Origin of the sequence: Plantactinospora sp. B6F1, from assembly GCF_040120695.1 — a bacterium.
In the GTDB taxonomy this organism is placed as follows: Bacteria; Actinomycetota; Actinomycetes; order Mycobacteriales; family Micromonosporaceae; genus Plantactinospora.
Genome location: NZ_JBEEAC010000003.1, coordinates 308,869 through 325,940, shown reverse-complemented (window position 1 = coordinate 325,940; position 17,072 = coordinate 308,869). Strand labels below are relative to the sequence as shown.

The 17,072-nt window shown below is 72.9% G+C and carries 14 protein-coding genes; 8 read left to right on the top strand and 6 right to left on the bottom strand.

The genetic code is table 11. The annotated features are described in order from the left end of the window. Positions 1–81 precede the first annotated feature (81 nt). Positions 82–900 (top strand): ABC transporter permease, encoded by an 819-nt coding sequence (locus ABNF97_RS07090; protein WP_349338017.1) that lies wholly within the window; start codon positions 82–84, stop codon positions 898–900. Positions 901–925: 25 nt separating this feature from the next. On the opposite strand, the gene ABNF97_RS07085 is transcribed toward ABNF97_RS07090, so the two are convergent. Further along, entirely contained in the window at positions 926–1,684 is a 759-nt protein-coding gene (locus ABNF97_RS07085; RefSeq protein WP_130464988.1) for an SCO6745 family protein, read from the bottom strand. Positions 1,685–1,833: 149 nt separating this feature from the next. Then, a complete protein-coding gene (locus tag ABNF97_RS07080; protein ID WP_349338016.1) occupies positions 1,834–2,868 on the bottom strand; it encodes a hypothetical protein in 1,035 nt (344 codons plus the stop codon). 235 nt (positions 2,869–3,103) lie between these two features. Between ABNF97_RS07080 and ABNF97_RS07075 the strand changes: the two genes are divergently transcribed. Next, positions 3,104–4,117, top strand: a complete 1,014-nt coding sequence (locus tag ABNF97_RS07075) for a DUF4349 domain-containing protein (protein ID WP_349338015.1) — start codon at positions 3,104–3,106, stop codon at positions 4,115–4,117. 56 nt (positions 4,118–4,173) lie between these two features. Here the strand turns inward: ABNF97_RS07075 and ABNF97_RS07070 are convergent, their stop codons facing one another. Together ABNF97_RS07070 and ABNF97_RS07065 are read right to left on the bottom strand one after the other, a co-directional pair. After that, a complete protein-coding gene (locus ABNF97_RS07070) occupies positions 4,174–5,427 on the bottom strand; it encodes an amidohydrolase (RefSeq protein ID WP_349338014.1) in 1,254 nt (417 codons plus the stop codon). Positions 5,428–5,937: 510 nt separating this feature from the next. Then, the gene (locus ABNF97_RS07065; protein WP_130464991.1) at positions 5,938–7,521 is read right to left on the bottom strand and encodes a methylmalonyl-CoA mutase family protein; all 1,584 of its coding nucleotides are present in this window, start codon (positions 7,519–7,521) and stop codon (positions 5,938–5,940) included. Between the two features lie 281 nt (positions 7,522–7,802). Here ABNF97_RS07065 and ABNF97_RS07060 point away from each other — a divergent pair, with 281 nt between their 5' ends. Together ABNF97_RS07060 and ABNF97_RS07055 are read left to right on the top strand one after the other, a co-directional pair. Further along, positions 7,803–9,731, top strand: coding sequence for a protein kinase domain-containing protein (locus ABNF97_RS07060; RefSeq protein WP_130464992.1), 1,929 nt, complete (start codon positions 7,803–7,805; stop codon positions 9,729–9,731). 91 nt (positions 9,732–9,822) lie between these two features. After that, positions 9,823–11,541 (top strand): phospho-sugar mutase, encoded by a 1,719-nt coding sequence (locus tag ABNF97_RS07055; protein WP_349338013.1) that lies wholly within the window; start codon positions 9,823–9,825, stop codon positions 11,539–11,541. A 42-nt stretch (positions 11,542–11,583) separates the two neighbouring features. On the opposite strand, the gene ABNF97_RS07050 is transcribed toward ABNF97_RS07055, so the two are convergent. After that, the gene (locus tag ABNF97_RS07050; RefSeq protein WP_130464994.1) at positions 11,584–12,261 is read right to left on the bottom strand and encodes a GPP34 family phosphoprotein; all 678 of its coding nucleotides are present in this window, start codon (positions 12,259–12,261) and stop codon (positions 11,584–11,586) included. Positions 12,262–12,460: 199 nt separating this feature from the next. Continuing rightward, complete coding sequence (gene upp / locus ABNF97_RS07045; RefSeq protein WP_130464995.1) at positions 12,461–13,093, bottom strand: uracil phosphoribosyltransferase; 633 nt, start codon at positions 13,091–13,093, stop codon at positions 12,461–12,463. 177 nt (positions 13,094–13,270) lie between these two features. On the opposite strand from upp, the gene deoC reads away from it, so the two are divergent. The 4 genes from deoC to ABNF97_RS07025 all read left to right on the top strand — a co-directional run bounded on the left by deoC (position 13,271) and on the right by ABNF97_RS07025 (position 17,069). Then, the gene (deoC, locus tag ABNF97_RS07040; RefSeq protein WP_130464996.1) at positions 13,271–14,287 is read left to right on the top strand and encodes a deoxyribose-phosphate aldolase; all 1,017 of its coding nucleotides are present in this window, start codon (positions 13,271–13,273) and stop codon (positions 14,285–14,287) included. A 2-nt stretch (positions 14,288–14,289) separates the two neighbouring features. Then, a complete protein-coding gene (locus ABNF97_RS07035) occupies positions 14,290–15,741 on the top strand; it encodes an aldehyde dehydrogenase family protein (RefSeq protein ID WP_130466316.1) in 1,452 nt (483 codons plus the stop codon). Beyond that, entirely contained in the window at positions 15,734–16,558 is an 825-nt protein-coding gene (locus tag ABNF97_RS07030) for an aldehyde dehydrogenase family protein (protein WP_349338012.1), read from the top strand. Before ABNF97_RS07035 ends, ABNF97_RS07030 begins: the two co-directional genes overlap by 8 nt. A gap of 103 nt (positions 16,559–16,661) precedes the next feature. Further along, on the top strand, positions 16,662–17,069 hold the full coding sequence (locus ABNF97_RS07025; RefSeq protein ID WP_130464998.1) for a BlaI/MecI/CopY family transcriptional regulator: 408 nt from the start codon (positions 16,662–16,664) through the stop codon (positions 17,067–17,069). Positions 17,070–17,072 lie beyond the last annotated feature (3 nt).

The window sequence follows — 17,072 nt, the reverse complement described above, 5'->3', positions numbered from 1 at the left end:
CCGTCCTCGCCCTGACCGGTCCGACCGCCAGCAGCCCGAACTGAGCCGGTACCACCCGACCCCAAGAATCGAGGAACTCTGATGAACACCACCGCCGTGCCCGAAACCGCCCCGTCCGGCGCCACCGGCGGCCGGACCCGCAGAGGCCGTACCGCCGGCCGGAGCACCGCCAAGCTGGTCGTCACCGAGGCGAAGCTCTTCGTCCGGGACCCGCTGGGCTCCTTCTTCGCGGTGATCTTCCCCGCCACCCTGATCCTGGTCCTGGGCAGCGCCATGCCGGGCTTCAACGAGCCGAGCGCTGACATCGGCGGCCGGAAGCCGATCGAGTTCTTCCTACCGATCACCCTGGCCCTGGCGATCGGTACCGTCGCCCTGGTCAACCTGCTGAACACGCTCGCCGCCGACCGTGAGAAGGGCGTACTGCGCCGGCTCTCCACCACGCCGGTCTCGCCGGTCCGGCTGCTGGTGGCGCAGTTGACGGTCACCGTGGTCGCGCTGTTGGTCGGCTCCGCGCTGGCCCTGCTCGCCGGTCGGCTGGTCTTCGGGATCGAGGCCCGGCCGAACGTGGCCGGACTGCTCACCGCCTTCGTGCTCGGCTCGGCCTCGATGGTGGCGCTGGCCCTGCTGGTCGCCGCCTTCACCCCGACGAGCCGGGCGGCGATGGGCATCGGCAGTCTGATCTACTACCCGATGCTCTTCGCCGCCGGAGTCTGGACCCCCGGCCCGCTGATGCCGGAGGCGGTACGCCGGGTCGCCGACTTCACCCCGCTCGGCGCCGCCTCCCAGGCGCTCCAGGACAGCTGGGCCGGCGACTGGCCGCAGCCGCTGCACCTGGCGGTGCTGGTGGGCTGCATCGCGCTCTTCGGTGGGCTGGCCGCGAAGCTGTTTCGCTGGTCCTGATCGCCCGCGGGCCGGGATCCGCGGGTCAGTCCAGGTTGGGCGGTGACATCCGGGCCCCGGCCAGCGCGGCGCCGAGCAGGCTGACCAACTCCACCCGCTCCGCCGGGTCGAGCACCCCGTAGGCCTGGGCCACGATGCGGTCGGCCACCGACTCGGACCAGAGCCGCCGCCGGACCAGCGGCCCGACCGGCGGGTACGGCGGTGACCAGCCGTAGGCCACCGCGCCGGACTCGCCCTCCGGGCCGGCAAGGATGATCTCCATCGCCGTCATACCGGCCGCGCGTACCGCCATCAGGTTGGCACCGGAGTAGTACTCGAAGAGCAGGTGCAGCAGTACCGCCGCCCGGGCCGCCGGTGCGGCGTCGGCCGGTACCGGCATGCCGCGCCAGGCCGCGAAGAGGGGCATCCCGGTGGCGTCGGCCGCCACCACGACCGGCTCGACCAACTCGATCAGCCGCCCGATCGGCGGGAAGCCGGCCAGGTAGTCGATCCCCCAGCGGCAGCATTCGGCCCGGCTGACCTCGGCCACGGCGCTCGGGGTGGTCACCCGGACGGCGGCCTCCCAGCCGTCGGCGACCGCCTCCGGGGAGAGGATGCCGATCGCGGCTGCCACGGTCTCGGTCCGTACGTCGCCGAGGACCGCGCCCCGACCGGTCACCAGGAAGGCCCACCCGGAGATGCCCATCTGGCGCGCCCGGCGCAACGTGCGGGGACACTCGATGAAGGCGGTGCCCAACTTCTGCACGATCGGCCTGGCCGCGCCGGCGGCCTGCTCGGGGGTCAACGACACTGCCTTCCGGTCTGAGTTCCGGGTTCCGCCCGCGTCACCCGGTTGAGTCTGCCCCGCGGACCGCGATTTCGGCAGCCCCGGCCCTCAGCCGCGCCGGACGACTCGCCGGGCACGCCCCGGTCGGCCCGCGAACCGGTGCCGGGTCAGGGCGTGTCGTCGCCGTCCTCCGCCATCGCCTCGACCGCCGCCTGCACCTCGCCGGTCCGGCGGCGGGCGGCAACCGCCGTCCGCTCGGCCGCCCGTCGCGCGAGTTTGCGCCGCCCGGAGTCCTGTTCGGCTGCGGCCCTGCGTCGTTCCAGTTCGGCGAGTTCGGACTCGATCGCGGCCAGCGCCGCAGCGGCGTCCCGCTCGGCCGCCACCGCCGCCGCCAGCTCCGCCTCTGCCTGTTCCTGCCGGTTACGCGCCTCGGCCAGCGCCCGGTCCAGGGTACGGCGCCGGGCGGCCCGGGCGGACTCCTCGGCCCGGGCTGTCCGGGCGGCCGCCCGGTCGGCCGTGGAGGTAGCCCGCTGCCCACCCGCACCACCGGGTCGGGCCACCCCTCCCCCGGCACGCCGACCACCCGCCGCCCGGGACCCGTCGCCGGTGGCCCGGGCCGATTCCTCGGCGGCATCCTCGACCGGTACGTCGACGACGTCCCCGGTCAGCTCGTCGGTGTCCGGGCCGCCGACGATCAGCCGAAGCTGCGGCCGGGGTACCTCGCCGAAGCCGGCGTAGCTCGTCGCCCGGACCAGCCGGCCGGACCGGGCCTGCTCGGCGACCTCGACGTCGGCCAGCGCCGCGTTCAACGTCGCCTCCACCTCGGCCAGCGGCAGCTTTCCGGCGGCCAGCCGGGAATCCGCCTCCTCGGCGAGCGCCCGGGCCTGGCCGACCAGCGCGCCGACCACGCCCCGCCGCCGGGCGGAGAGTTCCCGTAGGCGGTCGCCGCGCAGTTCCCGCTGGGCGCCGCGGAGCGCGGCGGAGAGTTCGACCAGTTCGGCCATCAGCTCCGGGCGGCGCAGGGCGAGCAGGTTCACCAGCCAGGCGGCCACGGTCGGCTTGCGCAGCCTGGCGATCTCCCGAGCGGTGGTCGGGTCACCGGCGGCCCGGGCCGCGGCGACCGCCTCGGAGCGGGCGGCGACGAAGCCGTCCGGCGGAGCGGCGTAGAGCCGCTCGACGAGGTCACGGGACAGGCCGGGCATTCTCTCGATCCTCCGGGTTCAGTCGCCAGCGGTTCGCAGGGGCCGACCGGTCCGGTGTGGACAGCGCTCGGTGCCGTCCGCCACTCGTACGCACACGTGGCCGTAGCTGGACCGTCGCATCGAGACTCCCCGGTCACCGAATCGTGATGTCCCCAGCGCAGTCTGCCGGAACCGGAGCGACTTCGCGGCGCGTCTGACGGAACGCCTCCACGGGGGCGGACGAACGGGAGGGAACATGACCAGACAGAGCGATACCATGCCCGGAGCGGCTCGTCGCCGCCGGGCTGGACTGCTGGGTGCGGTGGCACTGGCTGCCACCCTGGTGCTGGCCGGCTGCGGTGCCGAAGGCCGGGACAGCAGCTCCGGCAGCTCGGTCGCGGACGCACCGGCCGCGGGCGGCGCCGAGCAGGGACAGCCCGGCGTGGCCGAGGTGCCGCTGGCCGGTGACGGTAAACCCCGGGCCGGCCAGCCGGCGAAGGAACCCCCGACGGAACTGGGAGTCGGCCAGCGGGCGATCGTCTACACCGGCTCCGTCACGGTACGGGTGGACGACGTGGACGCGGCGGCGGCCCAAGCGGTGGGCATCGTGACCGGGGCCGGCGGCTTCGTCGGCGGCGACAACCGGACCAGTAACGCGTCCCGTTCCGAGGCGACCCTGCAACTGCGGGTCCCGGCCGACCGGTTCGCCGCGGTGGTGGACGAGGTCGCCCGGCTCGGCGAGCAGTTGCGCCGGGAGGTGAAGACCGACGACGTCACCGAGGAGACCCTCGACCTGGACGCCCGGATCGCCACCCAGAAGGCGAGGGTGGAGAGCGGCCGGCGGCTGCTGGCCCAGGCGAAGACCCTGTCGGACCTGGTGATGCTGGAGAGCGAGCTGGCCAAGCGGGAGGCGGACCTCGCCTCGCTGGAGGCGAAGAAGCGCCGGCTGGCTGACCTGACCGCGCTCTCCACGGTCACCGCCGTACTGCTCGGCCCGAACGCGCAGGCGCCGGAGGACGACGAGCCGGCGACCGGGTTCCTGGCCGGGCTGAAGGGCGGCTGGAAGGCGTTCGTCGTGTCGCTGCGGATCCTGCTGACCGTGCTGGGTGCGCTGCTGCCGTGGGCCGTCGCGCTGGGCCTGCCGGCGTTCGGCGTGGTCTGGCTGGTCCGCCGGTTCCGGGGCCGCTCCCGGCCGACTCCACCGGCTCCGCCGACTCCGCCCCGGGGCACGCCCACGGTCCCGACCCAGGCGCCGGCCCCGCCCGGCTGAGTCCTTGCCGTTGCGGGTCCGGGCCTTTCGTTCGGGCGGCGTACGGTGCCGGTGGATCAGTCCGCCAGCGCCTTGAGCGCGGTCTGCACCAGCAGCCGTACGCCGACCCCGATCGCCCGCTCGTCCACGTCGAACGTCGCCCGGTGCAGGTCGACGTTGGCGGCCGTCCGCCCGACGCCGAGCCGGGCCAGCGCCCCCGGTACATGCTCCAGATACCAGGAGAAGTCCTCGCCCCCCATGCTCTGCGGGGTCTCGGCGACAGCGGCCGGGCCGGCCGAGGCGGCCGTCGCGGCGGTCAGCACCCGGATCGCCCCGGCGTCGTTTACCACCGGAGGGCGTCCGCGCAGGTACTCGACGTCCACGGTGGCGCCGGTCGGGGCGATCACGTCCCGGACCACCTGCGCGACGATCTTCGGCGCCTGGTCCCAGGTGTCCCGGTCCAGCACCCGCAGCGTGCCGGCCGCCATCGCCTCGTTCGGGATGACGTTGTACTGGGTACCGGCGGAGGCCTGTCCGAAGACCAGCAGCAGTCCACTGTTCGCCGGAACCCGGCGGTTGACCAGCGCCGGTACCTCGGTGACCAGCCGGCCCAGCGCGTCGACCAGGTCCACGGTCAGGTGCGGCCGGGCGGTGTGTCCGCCGGGTCCGCCGAGCCGGACGGTGATGTTGTCCGCCGCCGCGGTGATCGGGCCGACCCGGAGGCCGACCCGGCCGACCGGCAGGTTCGGGTCGCAGTGCAGGGCGAAGATCTGGGTCACGTCGGTCAGTCCGCCGGCCTCGATGACCTCCAGCGAGCCGCAGGGCAGGATCTCCTCGGCCGGCTGGAAGATCAGCCGGACCCGCCCGTCCAGCTTGCCCCGCCGGGCGAGCTGAGCCAGCAGCAGTCCGACCCCGAGCAGCACGGTGGTGTGCACGTCGTGCCCGCAGGCGTGGCAGGCTCCGTCCACCGTGGACCGATAGGGTACGTCCTTGACGTCGGTCAGCGGCAGTGCGTCGAGATCGGCCCGGAGTGCGACCACCGGCCCGGAGGGCCGCCCGTCGATGTCGCAGATCACCCCGTTGCCCTTCGGCAGCAGGCGCGGCTCCAGGCCGGCCAACGCCAGTTCCCGGGCGATCAGCGCGGCGGTGTCGAACTCCTGGCCGGAGAGTTCCGGGTGGGCGTGCAGGAACCGGCGGGTCGCGATCAGATCGGACAGCCGGGCGTCGAGCATCCGGTCGAGCCCGAAGGGCAGGGGCCCGGCCCCGGGCGGCGTCTCGGATTCCGACGACGCCGGCTGGCTGCCGGTGGGCAGTTGCAACGCACTCGTCACGTCGAATTCTCGATCACTGTGGATGGGATGGGACTCGGACAGCCTAGACCGCCGACGGTGACGCTGCGCAACCTCGTTCTGGTAGTGATCAGACAGCACAGCGTCACGAAATCCCTGGTAGGAGCGTCGAGCGACGTGCGGAACGCTGCCTATCCCGCCGTCAGACCCCGCCATCTGTGCCACACCTCCTACAACGCGTGACGGTTTCACCGGTCACGATCAAGCTCGGCAGCAGCGCCGCCCGTCCGATTTGTCGAGTTGTCCGACGGTCCTGCGCGCAGGTGACGGTGCGGCACCACCGGGTGGGATGGCGGGCGTCCCAGGGTGACAGTTGGTGTCAAACGGACCGCGCACAGGCTGTCCGTCATCCACCGGCGGGGCCGGGCAACCTCCCGTTACCCGAAAAACCGCCCTGACACTCCACGGACCGCCGATCACTCCTCGGGGAGCCCCGACCTGCCCCGGCCGAGCGGCCCAGGCCGGAGACGTCCCGGGGCGGTGGCGGGCGGGTCAGAACCGGTCGCTCGGCCGGTACGTCCCCCACACCTCGCGCAGCACGCCGCAGACCTCGCCGATGGTGGCCCGGGCCCGCAGCGCCTCCTTCATCGGATAGAGCACGTTCTCGGTACCCGAGGCGACCGTGCGCAGGTCGGCGAGGGCGCGCTCGACGGCGGTGGCGTCCCGGTCGGCCCGCAGCCGGGCCAGCCGTTCGCGCTGGGCCGCCTCGATCGCCGGGTCGACCCGGAGCGGCTGGTACGGCTCCTCGTCGTCGACGGTGAACCGGTTGACCCCGACCACCACCCGGTCACCGGACTCGATCTCCTGCGCCACCCGGTACGCCGACGCCTCGATCTCGCGCTTCTGGAAGCCCGCCTCGATCGCCTCCACCGCCGAGCCGTACTCGGCGACCCGGCCCATCAGCTCGCGTACCCCGGCCTCGATCTCGTCCGTCATCGACTCCACCACGTAGGAGCCGGCGAACGGGTCCACCGTGGCGGTCAGGTCGGTCTCGTACGCCAGCACCTGCTGGGTACGCAGCGCCAGCCGGGCCGCCTTCTCGGTGGGCAGCGCGATCGCCTCGTCGAAGCTGTTGGTGTGCAACGACTGGGTGCCGCCGAGCACCGCCGCCAGGCCCTGCACGGCGACCCGCACCAGGTTCACCTCCGGCTGCTGTGCGGTGAGCTGCACCCCGGCGGTCTGGGTGTGGAAACGCAGCATCAGCGACTTCGGGTTCTGCGCGCCGAACTCGTCCCGCATCAGGTGGGCCCAGATCCGCCGGGCGGCCCGGAACTTCGCCACCTCCTCCAGCAGGGTGGTCCGGGCCACGAAGAAGAACGACAGCCGGGGCGCGAAGTCGTCCACGGCGAGGCCGGCGGCGATCGCGGCGCGGACGTACTCGAGGCCGTTGGCCAGGGTGAAGGCGATCTCCTGCACCGGGGTCGCCCCGGCCTCCGCCATGTGGTAGCCGGAGATCGAGATGGTGTTCCACCTCGGCACCTCCTTGCGGCAGTAGCCGAAGGTGTCGGCGACCAGCCGCAGCGACGGCTTGGGCGGGAAGATGTACGTGCCCCGGGCGATGTACTCCTTCAGGATGTCGTTCTGGATCGTTCCGTTCAGCGCCGAGCCGGACACCCCGGACTCCTCCGCCACCAGTTGGTAGAGGAGCAGCAGCACCGAGCCGGGGGCGTTGATGGTCATCGAGGTGGAGACCCGGTCCAGCGGGATGCCGGCGAAGAGGGCCCGCATGTCGTCGATCGAGTCGATCGCCACGCCGACCTTGCCGACCTCGCCCTGCGCGATCGGCTGGTCGGAGTCGTAGCCCATCTGGGTGGGCAGGTCGAAGGCGACCGAGAGCCCCATCGTGCCGGCGGCGAGCAGCTGGTGGTAGCGGGCGTTCGACTCGGTGGCGGTGCCGAAGCCGGCGTACTGGCGCATGGTCCACGGCCGCGACGTGTACATCGTCGGGTAGACGCCCCGGGCGTAGGGGAATTCGCCGGGCGCACCGAGCCGGGCGTCCAAACCCTCCGGTACGTCGGCGGCGTCGTAGATCGTCTTGATCGGGAAACCCGACTCGCTCGACCGGCCTTCACTCATGAACCGCATGGTAGGCCCGATCTGGCGACGCGTCTGAGCTGGGCCGACCCGGCTGGGCCGGATGGTGCGCCCGAAAGGGTTCGGCCGGCTCGGCCCGGCCGTCGGGCCGGGTGAGCGGACCGGCACTCACCGTCGACAAAGACGAACCCTGAGTGAGGATAACGACACGTACGGTCGAGTTCTCGGCAAGTCCGGCGGTTGTCTTTCCCTTCTGCGGTCGGAACCCGCAATATAGGGGGGTTCTGTCCTGTGCCCCCTCGATTCTCTCCGGTGGCTTTTCTGTGACTCAGATCCCGACGTGGAGTGGCGGACCGGCCAATCCCACCAACGGACGTGCGGCACCCGGCATCACCATCGGTGGTCGGTACTCGTTGCGGGCGGCGGTCGGCCACGGCGGCATGGGCACCGTGTGGCGCGCGGCCGACACCCTGCTGCGCCGCGACGTGGCGGTCAAGGAGGTCGTGCTCCCGCCGGGGCTGGCACCCAGCGACCGCGACGCGATGTACGAACGCACCCTCCGCGAGGCGCGGGCCGCGGCGGCCCTCCAGCACCCGGCGGTGGTGCAGGTCTATGACGTGGTCACCGAGGGCGGGCGACCGTGGATCGTGATGGAGCTGCTCGACGCGCGCAGCCTCGCCGACATGGTGATCGAGGACGGCCCGCTCGCGCCGCGCGCGGTCTCCAAGATCGGCATCGCCCTGCTCGGCGCGCTGGAGGTGGCGCACGCGATCGGGGTGCTGCACCGCGACGTCAAGCCGGCCAACGTGCTGATCTGCTCCGACGGCCGGTGCGTGCTCACCGACTTCGGGGTGGCCCGGATGCCGACCGACGTCCAGCTCACCACCCCGGGCATGGTGCTCGGCTCCCCGCACTTCATCTCGCCTGAGCGGGCCATGGGCCAGGACTTCGGCCCACCCAGCGACCTCTTCTCGCTCGGCGTCACCCTCTACACGGCGGTGGAGGGGCGGCCGCCGTTCGACAAGGGCGACCCGATCGAGACCATGCACGCCGTGGTGGAGGACCCGCCGGCGCCGCCGGTCCGGTCCGGTCCACTGACCCGGGTGCTACTCGGCCTGCTGGAGAAGGACCCGGCCCGCCGGCTCGACGTCACCGCCTCCCGCACCATGCTCCGCGAACTGCTGGCCGGCCCGCTGGCCAGCAACGCCGCCGGGCACATGGTCACCGACCCGTACGCGGTGGTGCCGTCCCAGCGCTCGCCGTGGCAGCAGCCGGCTTCCGGCTCCCAGTCACCGGCGCCGGCCGGAGCCGGGCCGGGCCAGTTCACCCGGCCGCCGAGCAGCGGTGAGATCGGCGGCTCGGCAATGCTCGCCCCCGGTGAGTCCCCGGCCGACCGGATCGCCCGGAACGCCCACGAGGCCGCCGCCAACCGGCCCCCGGCGGCCGGCGCCAACCCGCTGAACACCCCGACCGGGGCGATGCCCGGCTCGACCGGCCGGCGCGGTGGTCCACTCGGTACGCCGACCGGGGCGATGCCCGGCCCCGGCGGCCGGGGCGGCACGGTGCACACGGCCAGCGGCGGCCGGCTGGGGCGCGGCCTGACCGGCGCCCGCCAGGCCGGCGACTCGGCGCTGCGGACCGTCCGGGGCTGGAACCGACGGACGCAGGTCGCCGTGGCCGGCGGGGTGGCCGCGGTGCTGCTGATCGGCATCGTCGCGCTCTCCCTCGGCGGCGGCGAGGAGCCGGTCGTCACCCCTCCCCCGCAGGCCGGAAACTCGCCCGAGGTGAAGGTGCCAGCGGCCTTTCCCACCAAATCGCACGCCGAACGCGGTGTCTCGGTCAACGTGCCGAAGGACTGGAAGAAGGCGGCTCCGAAGAAGGCCGTCTACATCGACTACACCGACCCGGACGACAGCGGACGACGGGTCCGGGTCCTGGTCGAGGAGTTCAAGGGCGACAGCTCGCGCCGCTGGGCCGAGATCGCCGCAAACGGCCTGAAGAACAGCAGGAGTTGCGCCAAGCCCTATCGCCAGGTGGACCTGACGGATGAGGAACTCGGCGGTAAGCCCGCCGCGCAGTTGGAGTACACCTGCGGCAGCGGCAGCGAGCAACGGCACGGCATATGGCGTGGGGCCGTCCAGGGCGGCAAGGTGTACTCGTTCTATCTGACCACCCCGGACGAGCGGTTCGAGGAGAGCAGGCCGATCTTCGACGAGATGGTCGAGTCGTTCCGGCTCACCGGCGCCGGCTGACCCGTTCCGACCCGGTCCCGCCCCGGCGCACACCACGCCGGAGACGGGGCCGGACTGCGTCCGGGGACGGTCGACGTGCTATCACAGTCCGATGGCGGCGAAACCGAACCAGCCGGACGTATCCCCGGACCACGTAACCCCGGACGGGTCCCCCGACGAACTGGCCGGGCTACGAGCCCGGGCCCAGGCATGGCTCGACGACGACCCCGACCCGGCGACCCGGGAGGAACTGCGGAGAGTGCTCGACCGGTTGCCGGCGAGCGGGGCCGAACTGGCCGACCGGTTCGCCGGACCGCTCACCTTCGGCACCGCCGGGCTGCGAGGCCCGCTGCGGGCCGGCCCGAACGGGATGAACCTGGCCGTGGTCACCGCGGCCGCGGCCGGTCTGGTCGGCTGGCTCGCCGGCCGTGGCGCACCCGGGCCGCTGGTGATCGGGTACGACGCCCGGCACGGCTCGAAGGAGTTCGCCGAGCGGACCGCCCGGGTGGCCACCGGCGCGGGGCGGCCGGCCCTGCTGCTGCCCCGGCCACTGCCCACCCCGGTGCTGGCGTACGCGGTCCGGGCCCTCGGCGCGGTCGCCGGGGTGATGGTCACCGCCAGCCACAACCCGCCGCAGGACAACGGTTACAAGGTCTATCTGGGCGCCTCGACCGGCGGTCCCCGGGGCGCCGGGGCGCAGATCGTGCCCCCGGTCGACGCCGAGATCTCCGCGGCGATCCAGGCCGTCGGGCCGCTCGCCGCGGTACCGCTCGGCCAGCCCGGAGAGGTACTCGGGGACGACGTGGTGGCCCGGTACGTCCGGGCCACCGCCGGGGTGGTCGCGCCGGACGGGCCGCGCGGGCTGACCGTGGCATACACCCCGCTGCACGGGGTGGGTGCCGCCGTCTTCACCTCGGTCTTCGCCCGGGCCGGGTTCGCGATGCCGGGAATCGTGGCCGAGCAGGCCGAGCCGGATCCCGACTTTCCCACCGTCGCATGTCCCAACCCGGAGGAACCGGGCGCGATCGACCGGCTGATCGCGCTGGCCGAGAAGATCGGGGCGGACATCGCGCTCGCGAACGACCCGGACGCCGACCGGTGCGCGGTGGCCATCCCCGACCGGGTACGCGGCTGGCGGATGCTGCACGGCGACGAGGTGGGCGTACTCCTCGCCGACCATCTGGCCCGGCAGGGCCGCACCGGCCTGTACGCCAGCACGATCGTCTCGTCGTCCCTGCTCGGCGCGTTGTGCGCGGCGCGCGGCCTGCCGTACGGCGAGACGCTGACCGGGTTCAAGTGGATCGTCCGGGCGGAGAACGGCGACGCCGAACTGGTGTACGGCTACGAGGAGGCGCTCGGCTACTGCGTCGCCCCGGACCAGGTGCGCGACAAGGACGGGATCAGCGCCGCGCTCACCTTCGCCGAGCTTGCGGCGACACTCAAGGAGCAGGGGCGGACCGTGGCCGACCGGCTGGACGAGTTGGCCGGCGAGTTCGGGGTGCACCTGACCGACCAGCTCTCGGTCCGGGTGGACGACCTGAGCGAGATCGGGACCACGATGACCTACATCCGGACCAGGACCCCGAAGACCCTGCTCGACGAGCCGGTGACCTCGGTGCGGGACCTGAACCCGGAGGCGGACGTGCTGATCCTGCGTACCGACTCGGCCCGGGTGGTGGTCCGGCCGTCCGGGACCGAGCCGAAGCTGAAGGCGTACCTGGAGGTGGTGGAGCCGGTGGTCGACGGCGACGTACCGGCGGCCCGGGAGCGTGCCGCCGCCTCGGTCCGCGCGCTGCGCACCGAGACCGCCGCCGCCCTCGGCATCTGGTAGGCCGTCAGCCGCCGATCCCCGCCGGCCGGCGGCGGCCGGCGCTCAGGTCCGGCTGCCCAGCGCGGCGTCGATGGCCCGGGAGAGAGCGGCGATCACCAGTGCCACCGAGGGGCGGATGGTCGACTCCTCCAGGCTCCCCCCGTCGGTGAAGCCCGCGCCCCGGGCGATCTCGGTCAGCCGCTTCCGGGCATCCTCGGCCGCCGGGCCCGTCAGCCCGAGGCTGGGCTGTACCCGGATCGCCGCCATCACCGCGGCGAGCGCGGCGGTCCGCTCGTCCGGTACGGCCTCCCCGGTCAACGCGTCCATCAGCCGGCGCCGGATCTCCGCCTCCACGGACGGGTCCCGCACCGGATAGCGGTGGATGTGGATGTGGCCGAGTTCGGTCTCGTCGACGTCGCTGATCACGCCGCGGGCGCAGAGGCCGGCCAGGATCCGGTCGCGCAGCCCGTGCCGGAGCCGCTGCACCCAGGAGGCCGGCGTGTGCGGGGTGTCGGCGGCGATCCGGGCGAGCACGTCGTCGGCGACCGGGTCGCCGGTCGGCGTGGGATCGGTGGCCACGATCGAACCGTCGGAGAAGGCGACCCGGCCGGCGAGCGCGAGGTCGACCAGCACGGCGGCGGCCATGCCGAGGTCGAGGCCGATCCGGGACCCGGTCGCCTTGCCGGACTCATCGTCGTAGCCGAGCAGCAGCAACTCCTCGGCCAACCCAACACCTGTCATGGCCCGGAACGGTAGCCGTTCCGGGCCAGCCGCGCATGCGTCCCGGCCGGACCGGGGCCGGCCGCGCCGAAATCGATACCGATCGGCGCGACACCGGACCGACCGACACGGAATCAGCGCCGGCCCCGGACGGTCAGAACCGGCCCCGGGACGGGCGGTCAGAACCGGCCCCCGGACGGTCAGAGCCAACCCCCGGCGGTCAGAACCGGGGCATGCCGCCGAACTGCCGGTCTCCGGCGTCACCGAGGCCGGGGACGATGAACATCCGGTCGTTGAGCCGCTCGTCGATCGCGGCGGTGACCAGCCGCAGCGGCAGACCGGAGCGGTCCAGCCGCTCGATGCCGGCCGGCGCGGCGAGGACGCAGAGCACGGTGATGTCGGTGCAGCCCCGGTCGGCGAGCAGCCGGCAGCAGTGCTCCAGCGAACCGCCGGTGGCCAGCATCGGGTCGAGTACCAGTACCGGTCGGCCGGTCAGGTCGGTCGGCAGCGACTCCATGTAGGCACGCGGCTCGTAGGTGTGCTCGTCCCGGGCCAGCCCGACGAAGCCCATCGACGACTCGGGCAGCAGCCCGAGCGCCGAGTCGGCCATGCCGAGCCCGGCCCGGAGTACCGGTACCAGCAGTGGCGGGTTGGCCAGCCGGATGCCCTGGGTGGCTGCCACCGGGGTGTCGATCGGGAACTGTTCGACCGGCAGCGAGCGCGCGGCCTCGTACACCAGCATGGTGGTGAGTTCGTGCAGCGCGGCACGGAACGACGCCGAGTCGGTCCGGGCGTCGCGCATCACGGTCAGCCGCGTCTGGGCCACGGGATGGTCAACCACGAGTACGTCCACGGTCGCTCAACCTACCGCCAACCCCGGGCCGGACCCTCCCCTGGTCACCGGCTTCCGGGCCCCTGGTCGCCGGGTCCGGAGCGCACCGGATGCCGGACGTCGGCGGGCAGCGGGCGACGGCCAGCGGGTGGCTATGGCCAAGATCACAGGTGCGGATCGGTGCGTAGACTTGCCCGCATGACGGCGACAGCGACGTCGGCGCGATCCGACCTGACCGAGGTGGGGCGCTCCGAGAGGGCCCTACGGACCTTCCTGCACGGCCTGCCCGGGGTGGACCAGGTGGGCGCGGAGCAGCGGGCGGCGATGCTCGGTACCCGTTCGATCAAGACCACCAGCAAGGCGTGGGCGATCGACCTGGCGATCCGGATGGTCGACCTGACCACGCTGGAGGGCGCCGACACCCCCGGCAAGGTACGCGCGCTGGCCGCCAAGGCGCTCCGCCCGGACCCGGCCGACCCGTCCTGCCCGCCGGTCGCCGCCCTCTGCGTCTACCCGACGATGGTCCCGGTGGCCGCCGAGGCGCTCTGGGGCGGGACCGTCCCACCGGCCGGTGACGCGCCCGGGGTGCACCGACCCGCCGGGGACGCGCCCCGGGTGCACCTGGCGAGCGTTGCCACGGCGTTCCCGTCCGGGCAGGCGCCGCTGGAGGTCCGGCTCGCGGACACCCGCTCGGCGGTGGCCGGCGGGGCGGACGAGATCGACATGGTGATCAACCGGGGTGCCTTCCTCTCCGGCCGCTACCAGGAGGTCTACGACGAGATCGTCGCGGTGAAGGCGGCCTGCGGGGACGCCCACCTCAAGGTCATCCTGGAGACCGGCGAGCTGGTCACCTACGACAACGTCCGGCGGGCCTCCTGGCTGGCGATGCTGGCCGGCGCCGACTTCATCAAGACCTCGACCGGCAAGGTGCCGGTGGCCGCGACCCTGCCGGTCACCCTGGTGATGCTGGAGGCGGTCCGGGACTTCCGGGACGCCACCGGGCGGCAGGTCGGGGTCAAGCCGGCCGGCGGGATCCGGACCAGCAAGGACGCCATCAAGTACCTGGTACTGGTGAACGAGACCGCGGGCCCGGACTGGCTGCACCCGGACCGGTTCCGGTTCGGCGCCTCCAGCCTGCTCAACGATCTGCTCATGCAGCGCACCAAGCTGAGCACCGGCGTCTACTCCGGTCCCGACTACTTCACCCTGGACTGAACATGTTCGAATACGCCCCCGCGCCAGAGTCGCGCGCCGTGGTGGACCTCAAGCCGTCGTACGGGCTGTTCATCGGCGGCGAGTTCGTCGATGGCGAGGGTCTCGACGTCGAGTCCGGCGACGGCGGCCAGATCAAGTCGATCAATCCGTCCACCGAGGAGGTGCTGGCCGAGGTGACCACGGCCAGCCCGGCCGACGTGGACCGGGCGGTCCGGGCGGCCCGCCGGGCGTACGACGAGGTCTGGGCGAAGATGCCGGGCCGGGACCGGGCAAAGTACCTGTTCCGGATCGCCCGGATCGTCCAGGAGCGGGCCCGCGAGCTGGCGGTGTTGGAGTCGCTGGACAACGGCAAGCCGATCCGGGAGTCCCGGGACGTCGACATCCCGCTGGTCGCCGCGCACTTCTTCTACTACGCCGGCTGGGCCGACAAGCTCGGGTACGCCGGCTTCGGTCCCGCCCCCCGCCCGCTGGGGGTGGCCGGCCAGGTCATCCCGTGGAACTTCCCGCTGCTGATGCTGGCCTGGAAGATCGCCCCCGCGCTGGCCGCCGGCAACACCGTGGTACTCAAGCCGGCCGAGACCACCCCACTGAGCGCGCTGCTCTTCGCGGAGATCTGCCAGCAGGCCGACCTGCCACCCGGCGTGGTCAACATCGTCACCGGAGCCGGCGAGACCGGCCGGGCGCTGGTCGAACACGACGGGATCGACAAGGTCGCCTTCACCGGCTCCACCGAGGTCGGCCGGCAGATCGCCCGCTCCGTGGCGGGCAGCCGCAAGAAGCTCACCCTGGAACTCGGTGGCAAGGCGGCGAACATCGTCTTCGACGACGCCCCGGTCGACCAGGCCGTCGAGGGCATCGTCAACGGCATCTTCTTCAACCAGGGGCACGTCTGCTGCGCCGGCTCCCGGCTGTTGGTCCAGGAATCGGTGTACGACGAGGTACTCGCCTCGCTCAAGCGCCGGATGGCCCGGCTGCGGGTCGGCGACCCGCTGGACAAGAACACCGACATCGGCGCGATCAACTCGTCGGCTCAGCTGGACCGGATCCGGACGCTGAGCGAGATCGGGTCGTCCGAGGGGGCCGAGCGCTGGTCGCCGCCGTGCGAGTTGCCGGACCGGGGCTTCTGGTTCGCCCCGACCATCTTCACCGGGGTCAGCCAGGCACACCGGATCGCCCGGGAGGAGATCTTCGGGCCGGTGCTCTCGGTGCTGACCTTCCGCACCCCGGCCGAGGCGGTGGAGAAGGCGAACAACACCCCGTACGGGCTCTCGGCCGGGATCTGGACCGACAAGGGCTCCCGGATCCTCTGGATGGCCGATCGGCTGCGCGCCGGAGTGGTCTGGGCCAACACGTTCAACAAGTTCGACCCGACCTCGCCGTTCGGCGGCTACAAGGAGTCGGGCTACGGCCGGGAGGGTGGCCGGCAGGGGCTGGAGGCGTACCTCGATGTCTGAACGGGTGGCGGTACGCAAGACGTACAAGCTCTTCATCGGCGGGAAGTTCCCGCGCAGCGAGTCGGGGCGGTCGTATCCGGTGCAGAACTCCAACGTGGCACTCGCCTCCCGCAAGGACGTCCGGGACGCCGTCCTGGCGGCGCGGGCGGCGGTCAGGGGCTGGTCGGGCACGACCGCGTACAACCGGGGTCAGGTCCTCTACCGGGTCGCCGAGATGCTGGAGGGGCGGCGGGACCAGTTCGTCGGGCTCGGCGTGCCGGTCGCCGAGGTGGACGAGGCGATCGACCGCTGGGTCTGGTACGCCGGTTGGTCCGACAAGATCACCCAGGTGTACGGCAACGCCAACCCGGTCGCCGGCCCGTACTTCAACCTCTCCGCCCCGGAGCCGACCGGGGTGGTCGGGGTGCTCGCCCCGGCCGAGCCGGCACTGCTCGGGCTGGTCAGCGTGGTGGCCCCGGCGATCGTCACCGGCAACACCGTGGTGGTGCTGGTCGCCGACGCGAGTCCGCTGCCGGCGATCACCCTCTCCGAGGTGCTGGCCACCTCGGATCTGCCCGGCGGGGTGGTGAACCTGCTGACCGGCCGGCCGACCGAGACCGCGCCCTGGCTGGCCGGGCACATGGATGTGAACGCGCTCGACCTGACCGGCGTCACCGACCCGGAGTTCGGCACCGAACTCGAACGGGCCGCGGCCGGCAACCTCAAGCGGGTACTCCGGCCACCTGCCGCCCCGGTCGACTGGACCGCCGATCCGGGGATCGCCCGCATGACCGCCCTGCTGGAGACCAAGACGGTCTGGCACCCCAAGGGCGGGTAAGGAAGGGCCCCCGCGAATCGTCTGCTGTCGCGTAGAAGCGCCCCTTGCCAACACCTGCTGTGGCGGCGAGCTGACGTACGACGGAGGGTAGTAGACTCGCCGCGTGACGCGACTCGGTGATCTCGAACGTGCGGTGATGGACGTGCTCTGGGACCGGGGCACCGGTGCCGGGGCGACCGTACGCGAGGTGGCCGAGGCGCTGCGGGGCCGTGAGCTGGCGTACACCACGGTGATGACGGTGCTCGACCGGCTGGCCGGCAAGGGCATGGTCGAGCGCGAGCGGGAGGGCCGGGCCTGGCGCTACCGGCCGGCGGCCAGCCGCGAGGCGCACATCGCCGGGTTGATGCTCGACGCCCTGGACCTGGCCGGCAGCCGGGACGCCGCGCTGGTCCGGTTCGCCCGGTCGGTGACCGGGACCGAGGCGGAGGTGCTGCGCGCGGCGCTCGCCGGGGAGGCCGACGACACCTCGCCGGCGACCGACCGCCCGTCGGCCGCGGAGCGGCAGGTCTGAACC